Origin of the sequence: Ensifer sp. ENS08 (assembly GCF_014852195.1) — a bacterium.
Lineage (GTDB): Bacteria > Pseudomonadota > Alphaproteobacteria > Rhizobiales > Rhizobiaceae > Ensifer > Ensifer adhaerens.
Genome location: NZ_JACVBF010000016.1, coordinates 41,883 through 58,390, shown reverse-complemented (window position 1 = coordinate 58,390; position 16,508 = coordinate 41,883). Strand labels below are relative to the sequence as shown.

Here is a 16,508-nt window from a genome sequence, read left to right as displayed (position 1 = left end):
TGTTGGCGTCGCGTCCGTGCTGATGATGATCGGCGCCGCTGAGGCCCGCGCTGAATCCGTGCTCACCATGCACATCGAGGAGCAGACGAGCTGGGTGCAGAATTTCAACCCGTTCGACCTCGGCGGTCGGCGGCAGAGCACCATGGATTTCGTCTACGAGCCGCTGGTGATCTTCAATGATTACGACGGCGGCAAGCCGGTCTTTCGGCTTGCGACCGCCTACAAATTTGCCGACGATCTGAAGTCGATCACATATACATTGCGCGACGGCGTGAAATGGTCGGACGGCAAGCCGCTCACCTCGGCAGATATGAAATTCACGCTCGAGCTGATGCTGAAGAACCCGGCGGTCGATACCGTCGGCGTTGGCGAAACCGTCGCTTCGGTGGAGGCGCCGTCGACGACCGAGGTGAAGATCAACCTCAAGGATGTCGACACGCATTTTCCGGAGTCGCTTGCCGATTTCCCGGTGGTGCCCGAGCACATCTGGAAGGACGTGAAGGATCCGCTGGCCTTCAAGAACGAGACGCCCGTCGGCTCCGGCCCGATGACCGAGATCCGCCGCTTCACGCCCCAGGTCTACGAGCAGTGCCGCAACCCCAACTATTGGGACGCGGCGACGCTGAAGGTCGATTGCCTGAAGCTGCCGCAGATTTCCGGCAACGACCAGATGCTGGCGCTCCTGCCGGAGGGCTCGATCGACTGGTTCGGCTCGTTCCTGCCGCAGATCGACAAGACCTATGTCGGCCTCGACCCTGACCATAATGGCTACTGGCAGCCTCCAGCCGAAACCGTTTCGTTCCAGATGAACTTCAAGTCGTCGAATCCGGGCAACGCCGAGGCCTTCAACGATATGACGTTCCGGCGCGCCTTCAGCCTTTCCATGGATCGCACCGCGATGGTCGATATCGCCGGTTTCGGCTATCCCGTCGTCAACACCCATGCGAGCGGTCTGCCGCCGCGCTTCGACAGCTGGCGCAACAAGGCCGCCGAGGGTGCTCAGGACGAGTGGCTCGCCTATGACATCGACAAGGCCAACAAGCTGCTTGACGATGCCGGCTACAAGAAGGACGGCGAGGGCTTCCGCACCACGCCGAGCGGCAAACCGATCGCCTTTCCGATCATCGTGCCGAACGGCTGGACCGACTGGATCGACGCGGTGCAGATCGCGGCCGAAGGCTTGCGCAAGATTGGCATCAACGCCTCTGTCGCAACGCCCGAATACGAGCAGTGGCAGAAACAGATCCTCGACGGCAGCTTCGAGGCGGTGATGAATTCGCGTGCCGACGGCCCGACGCCTTTCCGCGGCTACTTCCAGTCGCTGTCGACCGGCTTCGGTGGGCGTATCACCAGCGCGCCGTCACGCTATTCCAACCCCGAACTCGACAAGGTCTTCGATGATTACCGCCGGGCGGCGACGGACGACGACCGCAAGAAGCTGTTCGATCAGGTGCAAGTGATCGTCGCCGACAACCTGCCCGTCGTTCCCGTCTTCAACGGTCCGACCTGGTATCAGTTCTCGACCAAGCGCTTTACCGGCTGGGTGACGAAGGACGAGCCTGTCATGAACCCCGAGGATCACGACAACAACCGGATGCGGCTGGTGCATCTGCTCCGCCTGAAGCCCGTACAATAAGTGGCAGCGGGTTCCAGCGATGCGACTTTCCCGTCGACGGCTTACCGTCTACTGCGTGGCGTTCCTCTTCGCGATCGTCATGAACTTCGCGGTTCCCCGGCTGATGCCGGGGTCCCCCGTCGACAGCATGATCGCCCAACTCGGACCGCGGGCAACGCCCGCGGCCATCGAGGCGATCAAGGCGCGTTTCGGTGCGATCGAGCAACCGATCTGGCAGCAGTTCGTCGACTATGTCGTCGGGCTCGCCCATTTCGATCTCGGCGTCTCGGTCAAGTATTATCCGCAGACGGTGCTTGAAGTTCTCGGCCGCTCGGCCGGGTGGACGGCGTTTCTCGTGGTCACCGCCATAACCTTCTCTCTTTGCATCGGTGTGCTGCTCGGCGCCGTCGCCGCCTGGCGCCGTGGCGGGCGTTTCGACAGTTTCGTCTCGCCGTTCTCGGTGGTGCTGATTGCCGTTCCGCCCGTCATCATCGCGCTTGCGACGCTTTTCACTTTCGGCGTGACGCTCCGGCTGCTGCCGGTCGGCTACGCCTATGATCCGAGCCTCGACCCGGGGCTCAACTTCACCTTCTTCGGCAGCGTCTTCCTGCATGCAATCATGCCGGTGCTGACGCTCTCGCCCTATCTGATTGGCGAGTTTCAGACGACGATGCGCTCCAGCATGATCTCGGTGCTCGGTGAGGACTACGTCACCATGGGGCGAGCCAAGGGCCTCTCGGAAGCAGCCGTCATGTTCGGCTACGCGGCGCGCAACGCCATGCTGCCGGTGCTCACCAACCTGGCGCTGATGCTGGGGGCGGTCTTTGGCGGCTCGATCGTGACCGAGATCGTCTTCAACTATCCGGGTCTCGGACTGACGCTCTATACGGCAAGCGTTGCCCGCGACTATCCCGTGATCCAGGGGCAGTTGCTGCTGATGACGATCGCCACGCTCGGCGCCAATCTTCTGGTCGACATCATCTATGGCGTGGTCGATCCGCGCATAAGGGAGGGCAGGGCATGAATGCGGCCGTCTCCTTGTTCTGGCGGCAGAAGAAAGCCGTCGCCGGCCTTGTCATCATTCTCACGCTCTGCCTGATGGCGCTGCTCGCGCCGGTTCTCGCACCGGGTGATCCGAGCGAGCGTGTCGGTCGTTCGCATCAGCCACCAACCGTCGAGCATGTCTTCGGCACCACGAAGATGGGCCGCGACGTCTTCTCGCAATTCGTCTGGGGTGCCAGGCCGTCGCTTGCCGTCGGCTTTGCCACCGGCCTTGCGATTACCGCGCTCGGCACCATCGTCGGCCTCGTCGCCGGTTACTTCGGCGGCCGCACGGATGCGACGCTTGATCTCGCCACCAATGCCGTCCTTGTCATACCGAATATTCCGCTGCTGATCCTGCTTGCGTCTTTTGCCGGCACGGTCGGGCCGATGGCGATCATGGCGATCATCGCGCTCACCTCGTGGCCCTGGGGCGCGCGCATGACGCGGTCGCAGACCATGGCGCTCCGGCAGCGTGAATTCGTGGTGGCGGCGCGCATGGTCGGCGAGCCGCATTGGCGGGTGATCTTCGTCGAGATCCTGCCCAATCTGGTGCCGCTGATCGGCATCAACGTGGTCGGCAGCATCATCTATGCGATCGTCGCGCAGACGACGCTCGAATATCTCGGCTTCGGCGATCCGCTCCGGGTGACCTGGGGCACCATGCTCTACAATGCGCAAAACTCCTCGGCGATCATCGTCGGCGCGTGGTGGGACATCGCCGTTCCGGCCGCGGGCATCGCGCTCGTCGGTCTTGGTCTCGCGCTCATCAACTTCACCTTCGACGAGATCGCCAATCCGCAGCTTCGCTCCGGTCCGGCGCTCAGCCGCTGGCTGCGTCTCACGCGGCTGCGCCGTCGCGAACTGGAGGCGGCCCGATGAGCGATGCACTCCTGGAAATCCGCAACCTGAACGTCGATTACCTGCTTGACGACGGCGCTTTCCGCGCGGTTAACGATGTCTCCTTCGAGGTGCGCCGCGGCGAACTCTTCGGCCTTGCCGGCGAATCCGGCTGCGGCAAGAGCACGATCGCCTATGCGATCACGCGGCTGTCAAAACCGCCGGCCTGGGTCGCCGGCGGCGAGATCCTGCTCGATGGTCAAAACCTCCTGAAGATGCCGGAAGCGTCGCTTCAAAACGTCCGCTGGCGGCGGATCGGCATGGTGTTCCAGAGCGCAATGAACTCGCTCAACCCGCTGATGCGGGTTGAGGCGCAGTTTTTCGACGTCTTGCGCAAGCACACCGGCGCGACCAGGCCGCAGGCCCGTGCACGGGCCGAGGAGATGTTCCGGCTCGTTGGAATCCCGATCAACCGCCTCGACGACTATCCGCACCAGTTCAGCGGCGGCATGCGCCAGCGCATCGTTATCGCAATCTGCCTGGCGCTGAAGCCGGAACTGATCATCATGGACGAGCCGACGACGGCGCTCGACGTCGTCGTGCAGCGGGAAATCCTGGAGCAACTCGTCGACCTGCAGCGCAACCTCGGTTTTTCGGTGCTGTTCATCACCCACGACCTGCACCTGATGGCGCAGCTCTGCCATCGCATCGGTGTTATGCTCAAAGGGCAACTGGTTGAGGTCGGCGACACGCAGCAGATCAGCCGTGCGCCGGAACACGACTACACGCGGAAACTCTGGGGCGCGATCCCGCAACTGCCCTCATCCGTCCGCAGCCTGGGGGTCGTCGAATGAACGTGATGCCGCTAACGACGACCATGGCTGATGAAGACGACGCGATCGTGCGCCTCAAGGACATCAGGCGCAGCTTCGGTACCGTCGAGGCTTTGCGCGGCATTTCGCTTGCCTTAAAGCCCGGCCGGGCGCTGGCGCTCGTCGGCGAATCCGGTTGCGGCAAGACCACCTGCGCCCGCATCGTCGCGCGGCTCGATGCGCCGACATCGGGGACGATGGCGTTTCGCGGCGCCGACGTTACCCAGGCCGGAGGAAGGGCCGACGAAAAGACGCGTCGGCGGGCGATCCAGATGGTGTTTCAGGATCCCTTCGCCTCACTCAACCCGGTGTTCTCCGTCTACCATCACCTCGCGCGGCCACTGCTTTTGCATGGTCACGCCAAGAACGGGGGCGAGGCGAAAGCTGCCGTCGCGCGTCTGCTCGCCGATGTCGGTCTGGACGCCGATGTGACGGCACGAAAGTTTCCGCACGAACTGTCCGGTGGCCAGCGCCAGCGCGTCAACATTGCCCGGGCGCTTGCCGTTGGGCCGGATGTGCTCGTTGCCGACGAGCCGACATCGATGCTCGACGTTTCGATCCGCCTCGACATCCTGGAACTGCTCGCGCGCATCAAGCGCGAGCGGAACCTCGCCATGCTCTACATCACCCACGATATAGCCACGGCCGCCCACATCGCCGAGGAGGTCGTGGTGATGTTTGCCGGGCAGATGGTCGAGTGGGGCGAGACCAGCGCCGTCATCGGCAATCCCCGCCATCCCTATACGCAACTGCTTCTTTCCGCGGTCCCCGACCCCGATCGCCCCTTTGTGCCAGGGCAAAGCGCCCGCTTCCTTGCCCATGCCGACGACGTGCGGCGAAAGAGCCGTCCGGCCTCCGACAACGTGGAAGAAGTTACCGTGAATCACTTCGTCCGTGCCCTTGGCCGAACGCCGGCGTGAGCTATGTGAACCGAGGACCCGCATTCCCCAAGAAACGCGCTGGCCCCCGGCCGGCCGCAGAGACCAATCACTCATGGAGCCATTTGATGACGTTTGCCGCCAAATCTGACTATCTTCTGGAAACGCTCTGGGTGCCCGTCGGCACCGCCGACAGGTCGGTCTATGCGCTGACGCTCACCAACAATTCGGACCGGCCGATCAAGGGCTTTCGCCTCGGCGTCTCGGGCCCGGCGCGCATCGATCCTGCCGCTGAGGTCGAGGGCGGGCAGCTTCTTGTCCGGCTCTCCAACTATGCGGAATTCGCGCCGCCGGAAGGTTTTGAGCTGAAGCCCGGCGCGACCTGGACGCTCAAGGCTCACGGCATGAGCTTCGAGCCGCGCCACTGGACCGATGGCGCAAACGCCGCCTTCCTCGTCCTGTCCGATGGCACGAATGCGCCGGTTGCCGTGCTTGCCTCGCGGGCGCACGGTGACAATGCCGAGCTGAAGCGTGGCGCCGCCGTCTATCCGGTGCCGAAGGTGGCTCCGGTGCCAGTCTCGATCGTGCCGTGGCCGCAAGCGGTTGCGGTCTCCGGTCAGCTATTGGCACCTCCGGGCCTCGATCTGAAGGCCGAAGGCAGTGAAGCGTCCGCCGCGGCGAAGGCGTTTGCCGATCTCACGGCCAGCCTGTTTCCGGTCGAGGGCATTGTCCGGCCGGCGGCGGAGGGCGGTTTCCCGGTCGAATTGTCAAAGGCGTCGCACCTTGGTCCGGAGGCCTACACGATCCGTTTCTCGCCTGCCGGCGTCGCCATTTCGGGCGGTAGCCAGACGGGTATTCTCTACGGCCTGATCACGCTCGGCCAGGTCCTGCGCGGGGCGCGGTCGCATCCGGGCACCTTCGTGTTTCCGACGGGCGGGGAGATCAAGGACGAGCCGGCGCTCGCCTGGCGCGGCACCCATCTCGACGTCGCCCGGCAGTTCTATAGCACCGCCGAGGTCGAGCGTTTCCTGCAGCTGATGGCCTGGAACAAACTCAACCGTTTCCACTGGCACCTGACCGACGACGAGGCCTGGCGCGTGGAGATTGACGCCTATCCGGCGCTCACCGAAATCGGCGCCTGGCGCGGCCATGGTCGCAAAATCCCGCCGCTGCTCGGCTCCGGTCCTGAACCGACCGGCGGCTACTACACCAAGGCGGCGGTTCGTCAGATCGTAGCGCTTGCCGCCAGCCTCGGCATCGAGGTGATGCCGGAAATCGACATCCCCGGCCATTCCTATGCGATGCTGCAGGCAATCCCGGAACTGCGCGATCCCGAGGAAAAGGGAAGCTATCATTCAGTCCAGGGCTTCCCGGACAACTGCCTGAACCCGGCGCGCGAAGAGACCTATCGCGTGCTGGAAGTCATCTTCGACGAGTTGATCGAACTCTTCCCGATGCGGGCGATTCATGTCGGCGCCGACGAGGTGCCGCTTGGTGCCTGGTCCGGCTCGCCGGAAGCGCTCACGCGGCTTCGTGCACTTGCCGGCGACGAGGTCGCCGAAACCCACGCCAAGCGCCTGAACGTCGTCACCAACACCCATGGCGCCGACGAGATCGACGGTTCGGGTGCGGCGGTGCTGCAGGGCGAGTTCCTGGCGCGCGTCCAGGCGTTCCTGGCGAGCCGAAATTGCGTTACCGGCGGTTGGCAGGAGGCGGCCCACGGCAACGTCATCGACAAGGCGAAGTCGTTGCTCTTCGGTTGGCGCACGGTCGAGGCGTCGGCCGCGCTTGCCGAGGAAGGTTACGACATCGTCGTCTGCCCGGGCCAAGTCTACTATCTCGACATGGCCAACAGCCCGGCCTGGTCGGAGCCCGGCGGCAGCTGGGCCGGCTGGTCAGACCCGGAAAAGCTCTACACCTTTGACCCGGTCGAAGGCTGGACCGACGCACAGAAAAAGCACCTGCTCGGCGTGCAGTGCTGCATCTGGTCCGAACCGATGACCGACCGCGCCGTCTTCGACCGGCTCGTCTTCCCGCGGCTTTCGGCGCTCGCCGAAACCGGATGGACGCGACCCGAACGTAAGTCCTTCAAGCGCTTCGAGGCGCTGGTCGGGCTGATGCCCGTGCTCTACGGCTTTTATGCTGCGGAGTAGGCGCGGTTAAGTTTCCAGTTTTCGTCTGGGCTTGGCCAGGCGATGGATTGGATAGGCAAACGGCGGCGAGAGCCGCCGTTCGTCGTTCGGAGCTAGCCAGGCGTGCGCTTCCGCTTTGCTGGATACGATTTGGATTTTCGTGCTTGTGCGCCGGAGCGTGACACGCAAAGGTGCGCATCGATCCCGCGACGACCCGCGGGATGCAGCGTTTCCTGAGGCCAAGTTATCGATGCGAAGACTTCCTGGATTGTCGGCGATGAAGGTCTTCGAAGTGGTCGGGCAGACCCGCAGCTTCACGCGGGCGGCCGAGCGGCTCAACCTCACGCAAAGTGCGGTCAGCCGCCAGGTTCGCAACCTCGAGGATGAGCTTGGCGAAGACCTGCTCATCCGTCGCCACCACCATCTCGAGCTGACGCCGGCCGGTGCCGAACTGCTGGCGACGATCCAGGAAGCGTTCCATAGTATCGAGGTTTCGCTGCGCAGCATCACCGAGAAGAGCAACCAGAACCGCTTGCGGATCAACGTTCCGCCGACCTTTGCCAAGCGCTGGCTGCTGCCGCGTCTGCCGCGGCTGCGCGAGGCTCTGCCCGATGTTGATATCAGCCTCAGCACCGAAGCCACGGACACGATTGCCGAGCGCGGTCTTCTCGACTGCGCCATCCGCTTCGGCGATGGCGAGTGGCCGATGCTGGATGCCAGCATCCTGATGACGGAGCGGCATGTGGTCGTCTGTGCGCCATCACTGCTCGAAGGGGTGAAAGTCGAGGGTCCGACGGACCTGCAGCGCTTTACCTTCCTGCACGTGCTCGCTTCACCCGACCGGCGCTATCTGACGTGGCGGCACTGGCTCGACGCGGCGGGGTTCCAGGATGTCGATACCCGCGGCGGGCTAGAGTTCGACCTGCTCGATCTTGCGATCGAAGCGGCCTGTGCGGGCCTCGGCGTCACGGTCGCCGACCGTTCGATGGTGCGCGGTCAGTTGGAAACTGGGCAGCTCGTGCAGCTTTTCGACGTCGAAGTCGAAGGGCATGAATCCTACTGGTTCGTCACGCGGCCCCAGGCCGGAAACGACCGCAAGGTCGACGCGTTTCGTGCCTGGCTGCTTACGGAAGTTTCGGCCGACCGGGCTGCCTGAGCCAAGCATTCCATTTTGGAATGCTCTCGCTGAAAATTACTCGCTTGTGCCTCCGGCCCTATCGTCGCAACAGTTTCGTGACGGTCTCGGTCGGGGAGAGAGACGGGCCGTCGCTCATTGTGCTCTCTCCCGCGCAGTCCGCTTGTCCTGCGCGCCTTTGGCGCCGGGAGCTGCGGCCAACACATCCGAGATGCCATGAGCCCCTATCGCAATTTTTCCGGCGGTCGTTTCATCGAAAGCACGTCTGCGGTGACGATCGACGTCCGTAATCCGGCGACAGGCCAGGTCTTCACATCGGTGCCGGCAGCAACGGATGAGGAGGCAACAGCAGCGGTCGAGGCAGCCATGAAGGCGCAGCGCGCCTGGGCGGCACTGCCGGCCATCCAGCGTGGCGATGCGCTGCGTCGACTGGCGACGGTGCTGGAAAGCCGGGCTGAGACCATCGGCGCTGCCCTGGCGAAAGAGTCGGGCAAGAGCCTCGCCGACGCGACCGCGGAAGTCATCTACGGCGCCGAACTGATGCGCTACCACGCCGAATGGGCGCGCCGCATCGAGGGCGAAGTGATCGAGAGCGACAATCCCGGTGAAACGCTGCTCTTGAAGCGCGTTCCGATCGGCGTCGTTGCCGGGCTGATCCCGTTCAACTATCCGATCTACACACTGGTGCGCAAAATCGCCCCGGCGCTGATTGCAGGAAACGCCGTTGTCGTACGGCCGAGCAACAATACGCCGACATCCGCCTTCGTTTTTGCCGAAGCGATCGTCGAGGCCGGCCTGCCGGAAGGTCTCGTCAACATCCTGACGATGTCGCATGACGTCGCGAAGACGCTCTGCACCCATCCCGGCGTCGGCATGATCACGCTGACCGGCAGCGTTTCGGCCGGCCGCATCGTGCTCGACTACTGCAAGGAAAACATCGCCAAGCCCTCTCTCGAACTCGGCGGCAAGACCCCCGTCATCGTCGAGCCGGATGCGGATCTCGATGCTGTGGCACAGGCGATCATCGCCGCCAAGACCGCCCATTGCGGCCAGGTCTGCACCAGTGCCGAGCGGCTCTATGTACACGAAAGCGTGCATGACACGCTGCTCGCCAAGCTGCGCGAAGGTTTCGCTGCCCGCGCCTTCGGCGACCGCGCCGAGGATGCGACCCGCATGGGCCCGCTCGCCAACGCCGCCGCGCAGAAACGCGTGCATGAAATGGTCGAGCAGGCGCGGGCGGAAGGCGGAACGGTCGAGACCGGCGGTTACCTGCCGGAAGGACCGGGCTACTTCTATCCGCCGACGCTGATTTCCGGCTGCCGCCAAGAGATGGAGATCGTGCGCGAGGAGGTCTTCGGGCCTGTTCTCGCGGTGATCCGCTACTCGACCTTCGAGGAAGCGCTGGCGCTGGCGAGCGACCATCAGTTCGGCCTGAGCTCGGTACTCTTCACCGAGAACTATCGCACCGTCATGCGGGCCAGCGACGCCATCGAGGCCGGCGAACTCTACGTCAACCGTTTCCCGGCGGACCCCTATCAGGGCTTCCACGCCGGTTGGAAACGCTCGGGCCTCGGCGGCGACGACGGCAAGCACGGCATGCTGGAATTCACCCAGACGCGCCTCGTCGTCCTGAAACACTGATCATTTGAAATGACGCAATTCCGGACGGGAACCGGAATTGTTCGGACATCAACATCAAGACCGGGCCGATGGCATGCTCCCGCCATCGGTCGGGGAGGAGACTACCCTTGAGCTCAATTTCCGAAACAGAAATCGCTGCGCCGTCCGTGTCGGCCCGCAGCCGTTACCTGCAACTGGCGCTGATCGTGATCGCCGCCGGCGCGATCTATCCGATCCTCTACCTGCGCCAGTCCTACCAGACGACGATGCTGGAGGTGCTTAAGCTTACCAACACCGAGCTTGGCGTTCTCTATTCCATTCTCGGCACCAGCTTCCTGGTCGGCTACCTGCCGAGCGGCTGGCTCGCCGACCGCGTCCAGCCGCGCATCCTGATCCTCGTTTCCATGGTCGGCACGGGACTGCTCGGCCTCTGGTATGCGACGCTGCCCGGCTACTCATCGCTTCTCGTTATCTATTGCGGCTTCGGCGTCACGACGGGCCTGACGTTCTGGGCGGCGACGCTGAAGCAGGTGAACCTGATCGCCGGCGCCAATGAGCAGGGACGCTTCTTCGGCATTCTCGACGGCGGCCGTGGCCTGGTCGAGGCGCTGCTTGCCAGCGTCGCCATCGCGCTCTTCGTCTTCACGACGGAAACGCGCGGTGCCGGGCTTGCCATGGGTTTCCGTGATGTCGTGCTGCTCTATGCCGTTTTCTGCATCGTCGTCGGCATCGCCTATTTCGCCGTGTCGCAGCCCGTCGCTGTCGAGAAAGGCGCGCGCAAGCGCGAAGGCAACCTGCTTGCCGACATCAAGACGCTGCTCCGTATCCCCGAGGTCTGGCTCGTCGCCGCCATCATCTTCTGCGGCTATCACGTGTTCCTCGCGACCTACAGCTTCTCGGCCTATCTGCAGGAAGGCGGCTTCGGCATTTCCGCCGCCATGGCCGGCCTGATCGTCACGATCAAGCTGTGGCTGCGCCCGGTCGGGGGCATCGGCGGCGGCCTGCTCGGCGACCGCTTTGGCAAGACCGCGATCCTGCTCCTGAGTTTCATCGTGGCAGCCGCCAGCCTCGTGGCGATGATCGCCCTGCCGGGCATCGGCTCGACGGTCCTCTTCGTCGGGCTGGTGCTGCTCGTCGGCCTCATCACCTATACGATCCGTGGCCTCTACTGGGCGATCCTCGACGATTGCCACGTGCCGGCCAACATCACCGGCCTTGCGATCGGCATCATCTCGCTCGTCGGCTACGCGCCCGACACCTACCTGCCGCTCGTCAACGGATACCTCTCAGACCGTTATCCGGGCATCGCCGGCTACCAGTTCTATTTCGGCTACATCGCCGCCATCTGCGTCCTCGGCGCCATCGCCACCCTGGTGCTGATGGCCCGCCTCAAGAAAAAGGGATGACACAAATGAAGATCGCGTCTCTCAAGACCTATGCCGTCGCCGTCCCGCCGCCGCATGTGGGCGGAATGTACTGGATCTTCGTGCGCCTCACGACCGCCTGCGGCATCGAGGGCATCGGCGAGATCTACGCGACCTCGTTCCATCCAAAGGCGCTGACGCCGCTGATCGAAGACGTCTTCGAGCGGCATCTGCTCGGCCATGATCCGCACCAGATCGAGCGCTTCTGGCGCTCGGCCTATTCGAGCGGCTTCACCCAGCGCCCCGACCCGACGATGATGGGCATCGTCTCGGGTCTCGAAATCGCCTGCTGGGATATCATCGGCAAGGCCGCCGGCCGGCCCGTCGCGGACCTGCTCGGCGGCACCGTGCACGAGAAGCTCCGCGCCTACACCTATCTCTACCCGAAGAACGCGGCTGGAGAGTTCGACTTCAACGATCCGGATCTCGCCGCCGGATGCGCCGTCGAAATGGTCGAGATGGGCTTCACCGCCGTCAAGTTCGACCCGGCCGGTCCCTACACCAACTATTCCGGCCACCAGCTTTCGCTCGGCGTGATGGACCGCTCGGAGGAATTCTGCCGCAAGATCCGTGACGCCGTTGGAAGCAGCGCCGATCTGCTCTTCGGCACGCACGGCCAGATGGTGCCGTCCTCGGCGATCCGGCTGGCGCGGCGTCTCGAAAAATACGACCCGCTCTGGTTCGAAGAACCGGTTCCTCCCGGACAGGAAGCGGCGATGGCAGAGGTGGCGCGCGCGACCTCGATCCCGATTTCGACCGGCGAGCGCCTGACGACCAAGTACGAGTTCCAGCGCGTCCTCGAACTGAAGGCTGCCTCGATCCTGCAGATGAACGTCGCACGCGTCGGCGGGCTTCTCGAAGCGAAGAAGATCGCCGGCATGGCAGAAGCCTATTACGCCCAGATCGCCCCGCATCTCTATAACGGCCCGGTCGGGGCTGCGGCCAGTATCCAGCTGTCAGCTGCGTCGCCGAACTTCCTCATCCATGAGGCGATCCTCGATTTCAGCGGATTTCATGCGGATGTGCTGAAGACCAAGCTCGCCGTCGAGGATGGCTACATCATCCCGTCGCGCGAGCCTGGCCTTGGCATCGAGCTCAACATGGACGTCGTCGAAAAGCACACGCCGTACACCGGCGAGCGCCTGCACCTGCAGATGGACAGCCGGCCGGCGGACGTGAAGGCCTTCGCGCCGGCACGCGGATAACTCCGACTATAGGACATGCAGATGATCTACGACTACATCATCGTCGGCGCCGGGTCGGCCGGCTGCATTCTTGCGAGCCGGCTCAGCGAAAATGGTCGCCACAGGGTGCTTTTGATCGAGGCTGGCGGCAACGACAATTCCTTCTGGTTCAAGATCCCGGTCGGCTACGCCCGCAGCTACTACAATCCCCAGGTCAACTGGATGTATTCGAGCGAGCCGGAGGCCGAGCTTCAGGATCGCAGCATCTACGTGCCGCGTGGCAAGGTCCAGGGCGGATCCGGCTCGATCAATGCGATGATCTATGTGCGCGGCGCGCGCGACGACTTCGACGACTGGAAAAACGCCGGCAATACGGGCTGGGGCTATGACGATGTCCTGCCCTATTTCCGCCGGCTCGAAACCCATGCGCGCGGATCGTCCGAATGGCACGGCGGCGAAGGCCCGATCCACATCACCCCGATGCGCGGCATGACGCACCCGATCACCGACGCTTTCCTCGAAAGCTGCGGATCGTTGCAGCTGCCGCTGAACGAGGATTTCAACGGCGCCTCGATCGAGGGCGCCGGCGTCTACGACGTCAACACCAACAACGGCCGCCGCTCGCATTCGAGCGCGGAGTATCTGAGGCCCGCCCTCAAGCGTCCCAATCTCACGATCGAACGCTACGCGCAGGCAGAAAAGCTGGTCTTCGGCGAAGACGGACGCGTGACCGGTGTCGATGTCATCCAGAATGGGACGCGGCGTCGCTTCACGGCGGGGCGCGAGGTCATCCTGGCCGCCGGTGCGGTCGGTAGCCCGCAGCTGCTGCAGGTCTCGGGCATTGGCGACGGCAAGCAGCTGTCGTTGCTCGGGGTCGAAACGCGCCGGCATCTGCCGTCGGTCGGCTTGAACCTGCAGGATCATCTCTGCGCCAGCTTCTATTATCGCGCGACGATCCCGACGCTCAACGACGAGTTCGGCAGTCTGTTCGGCCAGATGCGTCTCGGTCTGCAGTATCTCTTGACCGGCAAAGGACCGTTCTCGATGAGCGTCAACCAGGCGGGCGGTTTCTTCCGCGGCCGGCCCGACGAAGAGCGGCCGAACATCCAGCTCTATTTCAACCCGCTCTCCTACCGCATCCCGACGGATCCGAAGGCCGGGCTGAAGCCGGAGCCCTATCCCGGCTACCTGATCTGCTTCAATTCCTGCCGGCCGACGAGCCGCGGCAGCATCTCGATTGCGTCCGGCGACCCCTCGGTGAAACCGCTGATCCGGCCGAACTACCTGACGACCGATCGCGACATCGACGAAGTGCTGCAGGGAAGCCGGCTTGTCCGCCGGATCGCGTCGGCCTCGGCACTCTCATCGTTGACGGCGGAAGAGATTTCGCCGGCGCCGCGCGTGGAAAGCGACGAAGCGCTGATGGACTATTTCCGCGAAAACTCCGGCTCGATCTACCATCTTTGCGGCACCTGCGCGATGGGGCCGGAGCAGGAGAGTTCGGTGGTCGACAGCCGCCTGAAGGTTCACGGCGTGCCCGGTCTCCGCGTCGTCGACGCCTCGATCTTCCCCAACATCACCGCGGGCAACATCAACGCGCCGACGATGATGGTTGCGGAGAAAGGTGCCGATCTGATCCTTGCCGATGCCGCCTGAGCGGCACGGCTTTTCTGTCGACTGGGGGACCCGACGCAGTGGCCGGTCAGGCGTAGGGGTGTCGTTGAACGTCAGGCGTGATTTGCCATCGTCGATTGAGCGTGACTATACTTCCCGCACTTCATAGCCGTCCATATCAGGTGCTTGCCCCTACCGAACGATCGTTGCCACCGCGCTCGACGCGGCGAGACCACGGTCATTGAAATCTGGCAATGCGCCGCGAGCCTGCGAGGGAGAGACGCATGCCGAGTTTCCGCTTGAAGACCCTGTCGATTACGTTGCTCTTTGCATCGAGCCTGACGCCCTGGGCGGTGCAGGCGGCTTCACCCGAGCCCGTGAAGGCGGAGCACGGCATGGTGGTCACCGCCCAGCACCTGGCATCCGATATCGGTGTTGCCGTGCTGAAAAGCGGTGGCAATGCCGTGGATGCAGCCGTTGCCGTCGGCTATGCGCTTGCCGTCACCTATCCGACCGCCGGCAATATCGGCGGCGGCGGTTTCATGACCATCCGCTTTAAGGACGGCAAGACGACGTTCCTCGATTTCCGCGAGCGGGCGCCTCAAGCCGCTACCAAGACCATGTATCTCGACGCCAAGGGCAATGTCGTCGACGGCCTGAGTACCGAGGGCTATCTCGCCGTCGGCGTTCCCGGTCCGGTCCTGGGCTTCGAAATGGCGCGCAGCCGCTATGGCACCAAGCCGCTTGCCGAATTGATCGCTCCGGCGATCGCGCTTGCCAAAGACGGCTTCGTGCTGGAGCAGGGCGATATCGATTCCTTCGAGGGCGAAACGGACAGGCTCGCCAAGGACCCGGCCGCGGCCGCGATCTTCCTGAAGGACGGCAAGCCGTTCGTCGCCGGCGAGAAGCTGATCCAGGCCGATCTTGCCGCATCGCTTTCGAGCATCGCCGAGAAGGGCACCGACGCCTTCTACAAGGGCGCGATCGCCGACCAGATCGTCAAGGCGAGCGCGGAGAAAGGCGGCGTGCTCGTCAAGGCAGATTTCGAGCGCTACGCCGTGCGCGAACTGGAGCCGGTCAAGTGCAACTACCGCGGCTATGACATCGTCTCCTCGCCGCCGCCATCCTCCGGTGGCGTGATCATCTGCGAAATCCTCAACGTTCTCGAAGGCTACCCCATTTCCTACATGGGCTATGGCGCCGCCGACACCGTGCATGTGATGATCGAGGCCATGCGCCACGCCTATGTCGACCGCAACACGTCGCTCGGCGATCCTGATTTCGTCGAGAACCCCGTCGCCAAGCTCACCGACAAGGCCTATGCCAAGGACATCCGCGACAAGATCGATCCGTTCCGCGCCGGCGTTTCCGCCACGCTGATCCCCAAGGGTTTCGGCGAAAGCAAGGAGACGACGCACTATTCGATCATCGACGACGAGGGCAATGCGGTTGCCGTCACCTATACGCTGAACGGCTCCTTCGGCGCCGGCGTCGTGGCGCCCGGAACCGGCATCCTGCTCAACAACGAGATGGATGATTTCACCGCCAAGCCAGGCGTGCCCAATCTCTACGGTCTGGTGCAGGGCGAGGCCAATGCGATCGCGCCCGGAAAGACGCCGCTGTCATCGATGAGCCCGACGATCATCTCCAAGGACGGCAAGCCCTTCATGGTGATCGGCAGCCCCGGCGGTGCACGCATCATCACCATCACGCTCGAAGCGATACTCAACGTCATCGACCACGGCATGAACATCCAGGAAGCGGTCGACGCGCCGCGCGTCCATCACCAGTGGCTGCCGGACAAGGTGTTCATGGAGCCCTATGCGCTCTCGCCAGATACCCGCAAGCTGCTGTCGGCCATGGGCCACAATGTCCAGATCGATGAAAGCTGGACGATCTGGGGACAGGCGACCGGCATCCTCGTCGGCGGCGAGAGCCTTTCGGACATCGAGGCCGGCGGCGGCGCCCGCTACAATGGCGCAGTCGACAGCCGCATCGGCGCGGGTGCTGCGCGCGGTTACTAGACGCACGCGAAGCGGCGCAAAGCTGCGCCCTCGACACCCATTCAGAGCGGCGGATCGTCGGTTCGCCGCCTGATTTCGCGCATGCGACCACCGCGTGCTCACGCGAAAAAGATTTGAAAGCGGTTCCGG

General features: G+C 63.8%; 12 protein-coding genes. All 12 read left to right on the top strand.

The features are described from left to right. The first annotated feature begins 22 nt into the window (after positions 1–22). The 12 genes from IB272_RS26595 (at position 23) to ggt (ending at position 16,379) form a co-directional block, all read left to right on the top strand. Positions 23–1,636 carry an ABC transporter substrate-binding protein gene (locus IB272_RS26595; RefSeq protein WP_234798813.1) on the top strand — a complete coding sequence of 538 codons (1,614 nt, stop codon included), beginning with the start codon at positions 23–25 and terminating at the stop codon, positions 1,634–1,636. A 19-nt stretch (positions 1,637–1,655) separates the two neighbouring features. Then, positions 1,656–2,639: an ABC transporter permease gene (locus IB272_RS26590; protein ID WP_034789647.1), complete on the top strand. Its 984-nt coding sequence runs from the start codon at positions 1,656–1,658 to the stop codon at positions 2,637–2,639. Further along, positions 2,636–3,538: an ABC transporter permease gene (locus IB272_RS26585; RefSeq protein ID WP_192356905.1), complete on the top strand. Its 903-nt coding sequence runs from the start codon at positions 2,636–2,638 to the stop codon at positions 3,536–3,538. Before IB272_RS26590 ends, IB272_RS26585 begins: the two co-directional genes overlap by 4 nt. Next, on the top strand, positions 3,535–4,350 hold the full coding sequence (locus tag IB272_RS26580) for an ABC transporter ATP-binding protein (RefSeq protein WP_060519302.1): 816 nt from the start codon (positions 3,535–3,537) through the stop codon (positions 4,348–4,350). Before IB272_RS26585 ends, IB272_RS26580 begins: the two co-directional genes overlap by 4 nt. After that, positions 4,347–5,288: an ABC transporter ATP-binding protein gene (locus IB272_RS26575; protein WP_113188590.1), complete on the top strand. Its 942-nt coding sequence runs from the start codon at positions 4,347–4,349 to the stop codon at positions 5,286–5,288. The genes IB272_RS26580 and IB272_RS26575 overlap by 4 nt, the downstream gene beginning before the upstream one ends. Positions 5,289–5,374: 86 nt before the next feature. After that, entirely contained in the window at positions 5,375–7,399 is a 2,025-nt protein-coding gene (locus tag IB272_RS26570) for a beta-N-acetylhexosaminidase (RefSeq protein ID WP_034789642.1), read from the top strand. A gap of 256 nt (positions 7,400–7,655) precedes the next feature. Further along, positions 7,656–8,534, top strand: coding sequence for a LysR substrate-binding domain-containing protein (locus tag IB272_RS26565; protein WP_192356904.1), 879 nt, complete (start codon positions 7,656–7,658; stop codon positions 8,532–8,534). A gap of 195 nt (positions 8,535–8,729) precedes the next feature. Then, positions 8,730–10,154, top strand: coding sequence for an aldehyde dehydrogenase (gene aldA, locus IB272_RS26560; protein ID WP_060528954.1), 1,425 nt, complete (start codon positions 8,730–8,732; stop codon positions 10,152–10,154). A gap of 107 nt (positions 10,155–10,261) precedes the next feature. Next, entirely contained in the window at positions 10,262–11,539 is a 1,278-nt protein-coding gene (locus tag IB272_RS26555; protein ID WP_200949915.1) for an MFS transporter, read from the top strand. A 5-nt stretch (positions 11,540–11,544) separates the two neighbouring features. Beyond that, positions 11,545–12,762 carry a mandelate racemase/muconate lactonizing enzyme family protein gene (locus IB272_RS26550; protein WP_034789633.1) on the top strand — a complete coding sequence of 406 codons (1,218 nt, stop codon included), beginning with the start codon at positions 11,545–11,547 and terminating at the stop codon, positions 12,760–12,762. 21 nt (positions 12,763–12,783) lie between these two features. After that, entirely contained in the window at positions 12,784–14,397 is a 1,614-nt protein-coding gene (locus tag IB272_RS26545; RefSeq protein WP_060519375.1) for a GMC family oxidoreductase N-terminal domain-containing protein, read from the top strand. Between the two features lie 242 nt (positions 14,398–14,639). Beyond that, positions 14,640–16,379, top strand: a complete 1,740-nt coding sequence (ggt, locus tag IB272_RS26540; RefSeq protein ID WP_060519315.1) for a gamma-glutamyltransferase — start codon at positions 14,640–14,642, stop codon at positions 16,377–16,379. The last annotated feature ends 129 nt before the right edge of the window (positions 16,380–16,508 follow it).

Coding starts and splice junctions, on each gene's coding strand:
- IB272_RS26595 (WP_234798813.1), top strand. CDS start 23: ATGATGATCGGCGCCGCTGAGGCCCGCGCTGAATCCGTGCTCACCATG.
- IB272_RS26590 (WP_034789647.1), top strand. CDS start 1,656: ATGCGACTTTCCCGTCGACGGCTTACCGTCTACTGCGTGGCGTTCCTC.
- IB272_RS26585 (WP_192356905.1), top strand. CDS start 2,636: ATGAATGCGGCCGTCTCCTTGTTCTGGCGGCAGAAGAAAGCCGTCGCC.
- IB272_RS26580 (WP_060519302.1), top strand. CDS start 3,535: ATGAGCGATGCACTCCTGGAAATCCGCAACCTGAACGTCGATTACCTG.
- IB272_RS26575 (WP_113188590.1), top strand. CDS start 4,347: ATGAACGTGATGCCGCTAACGACGACCATGGCTGATGAAGACGACGCG.
- IB272_RS26570 (WP_034789642.1), top strand. CDS start 5,375: ATGACGTTTGCCGCCAAATCTGACTATCTTCTGGAAACGCTCTGGGTG.
- IB272_RS26565 (WP_192356904.1), top strand. CDS start 7,656: ATGAAGGTCTTCGAAGTGGTCGGGCAGACCCGCAGCTTCACGCGGGCG.
- aldA (WP_060528954.1), top strand. CDS start 8,730: ATGAGCCCCTATCGCAATTTTTCCGGCGGTCGTTTCATCGAAAGCACG.
- IB272_RS26550 (WP_034789633.1), top strand. CDS start 11,545: ATGAAGATCGCGTCTCTCAAGACCTATGCCGTCGCCGTCCCGCCGCCG.
- IB272_RS26545 (WP_060519375.1), top strand. CDS start 12,784: ATGATCTACGACTACATCATCGTCGGCGCCGGGTCGGCCGGCTGCATT.
- ggt (WP_060519315.1), top strand. CDS start 14,640: ATGCCGAGTTTCCGCTTGAAGACCCTGTCGATTACGTTGCTCTTTGCA.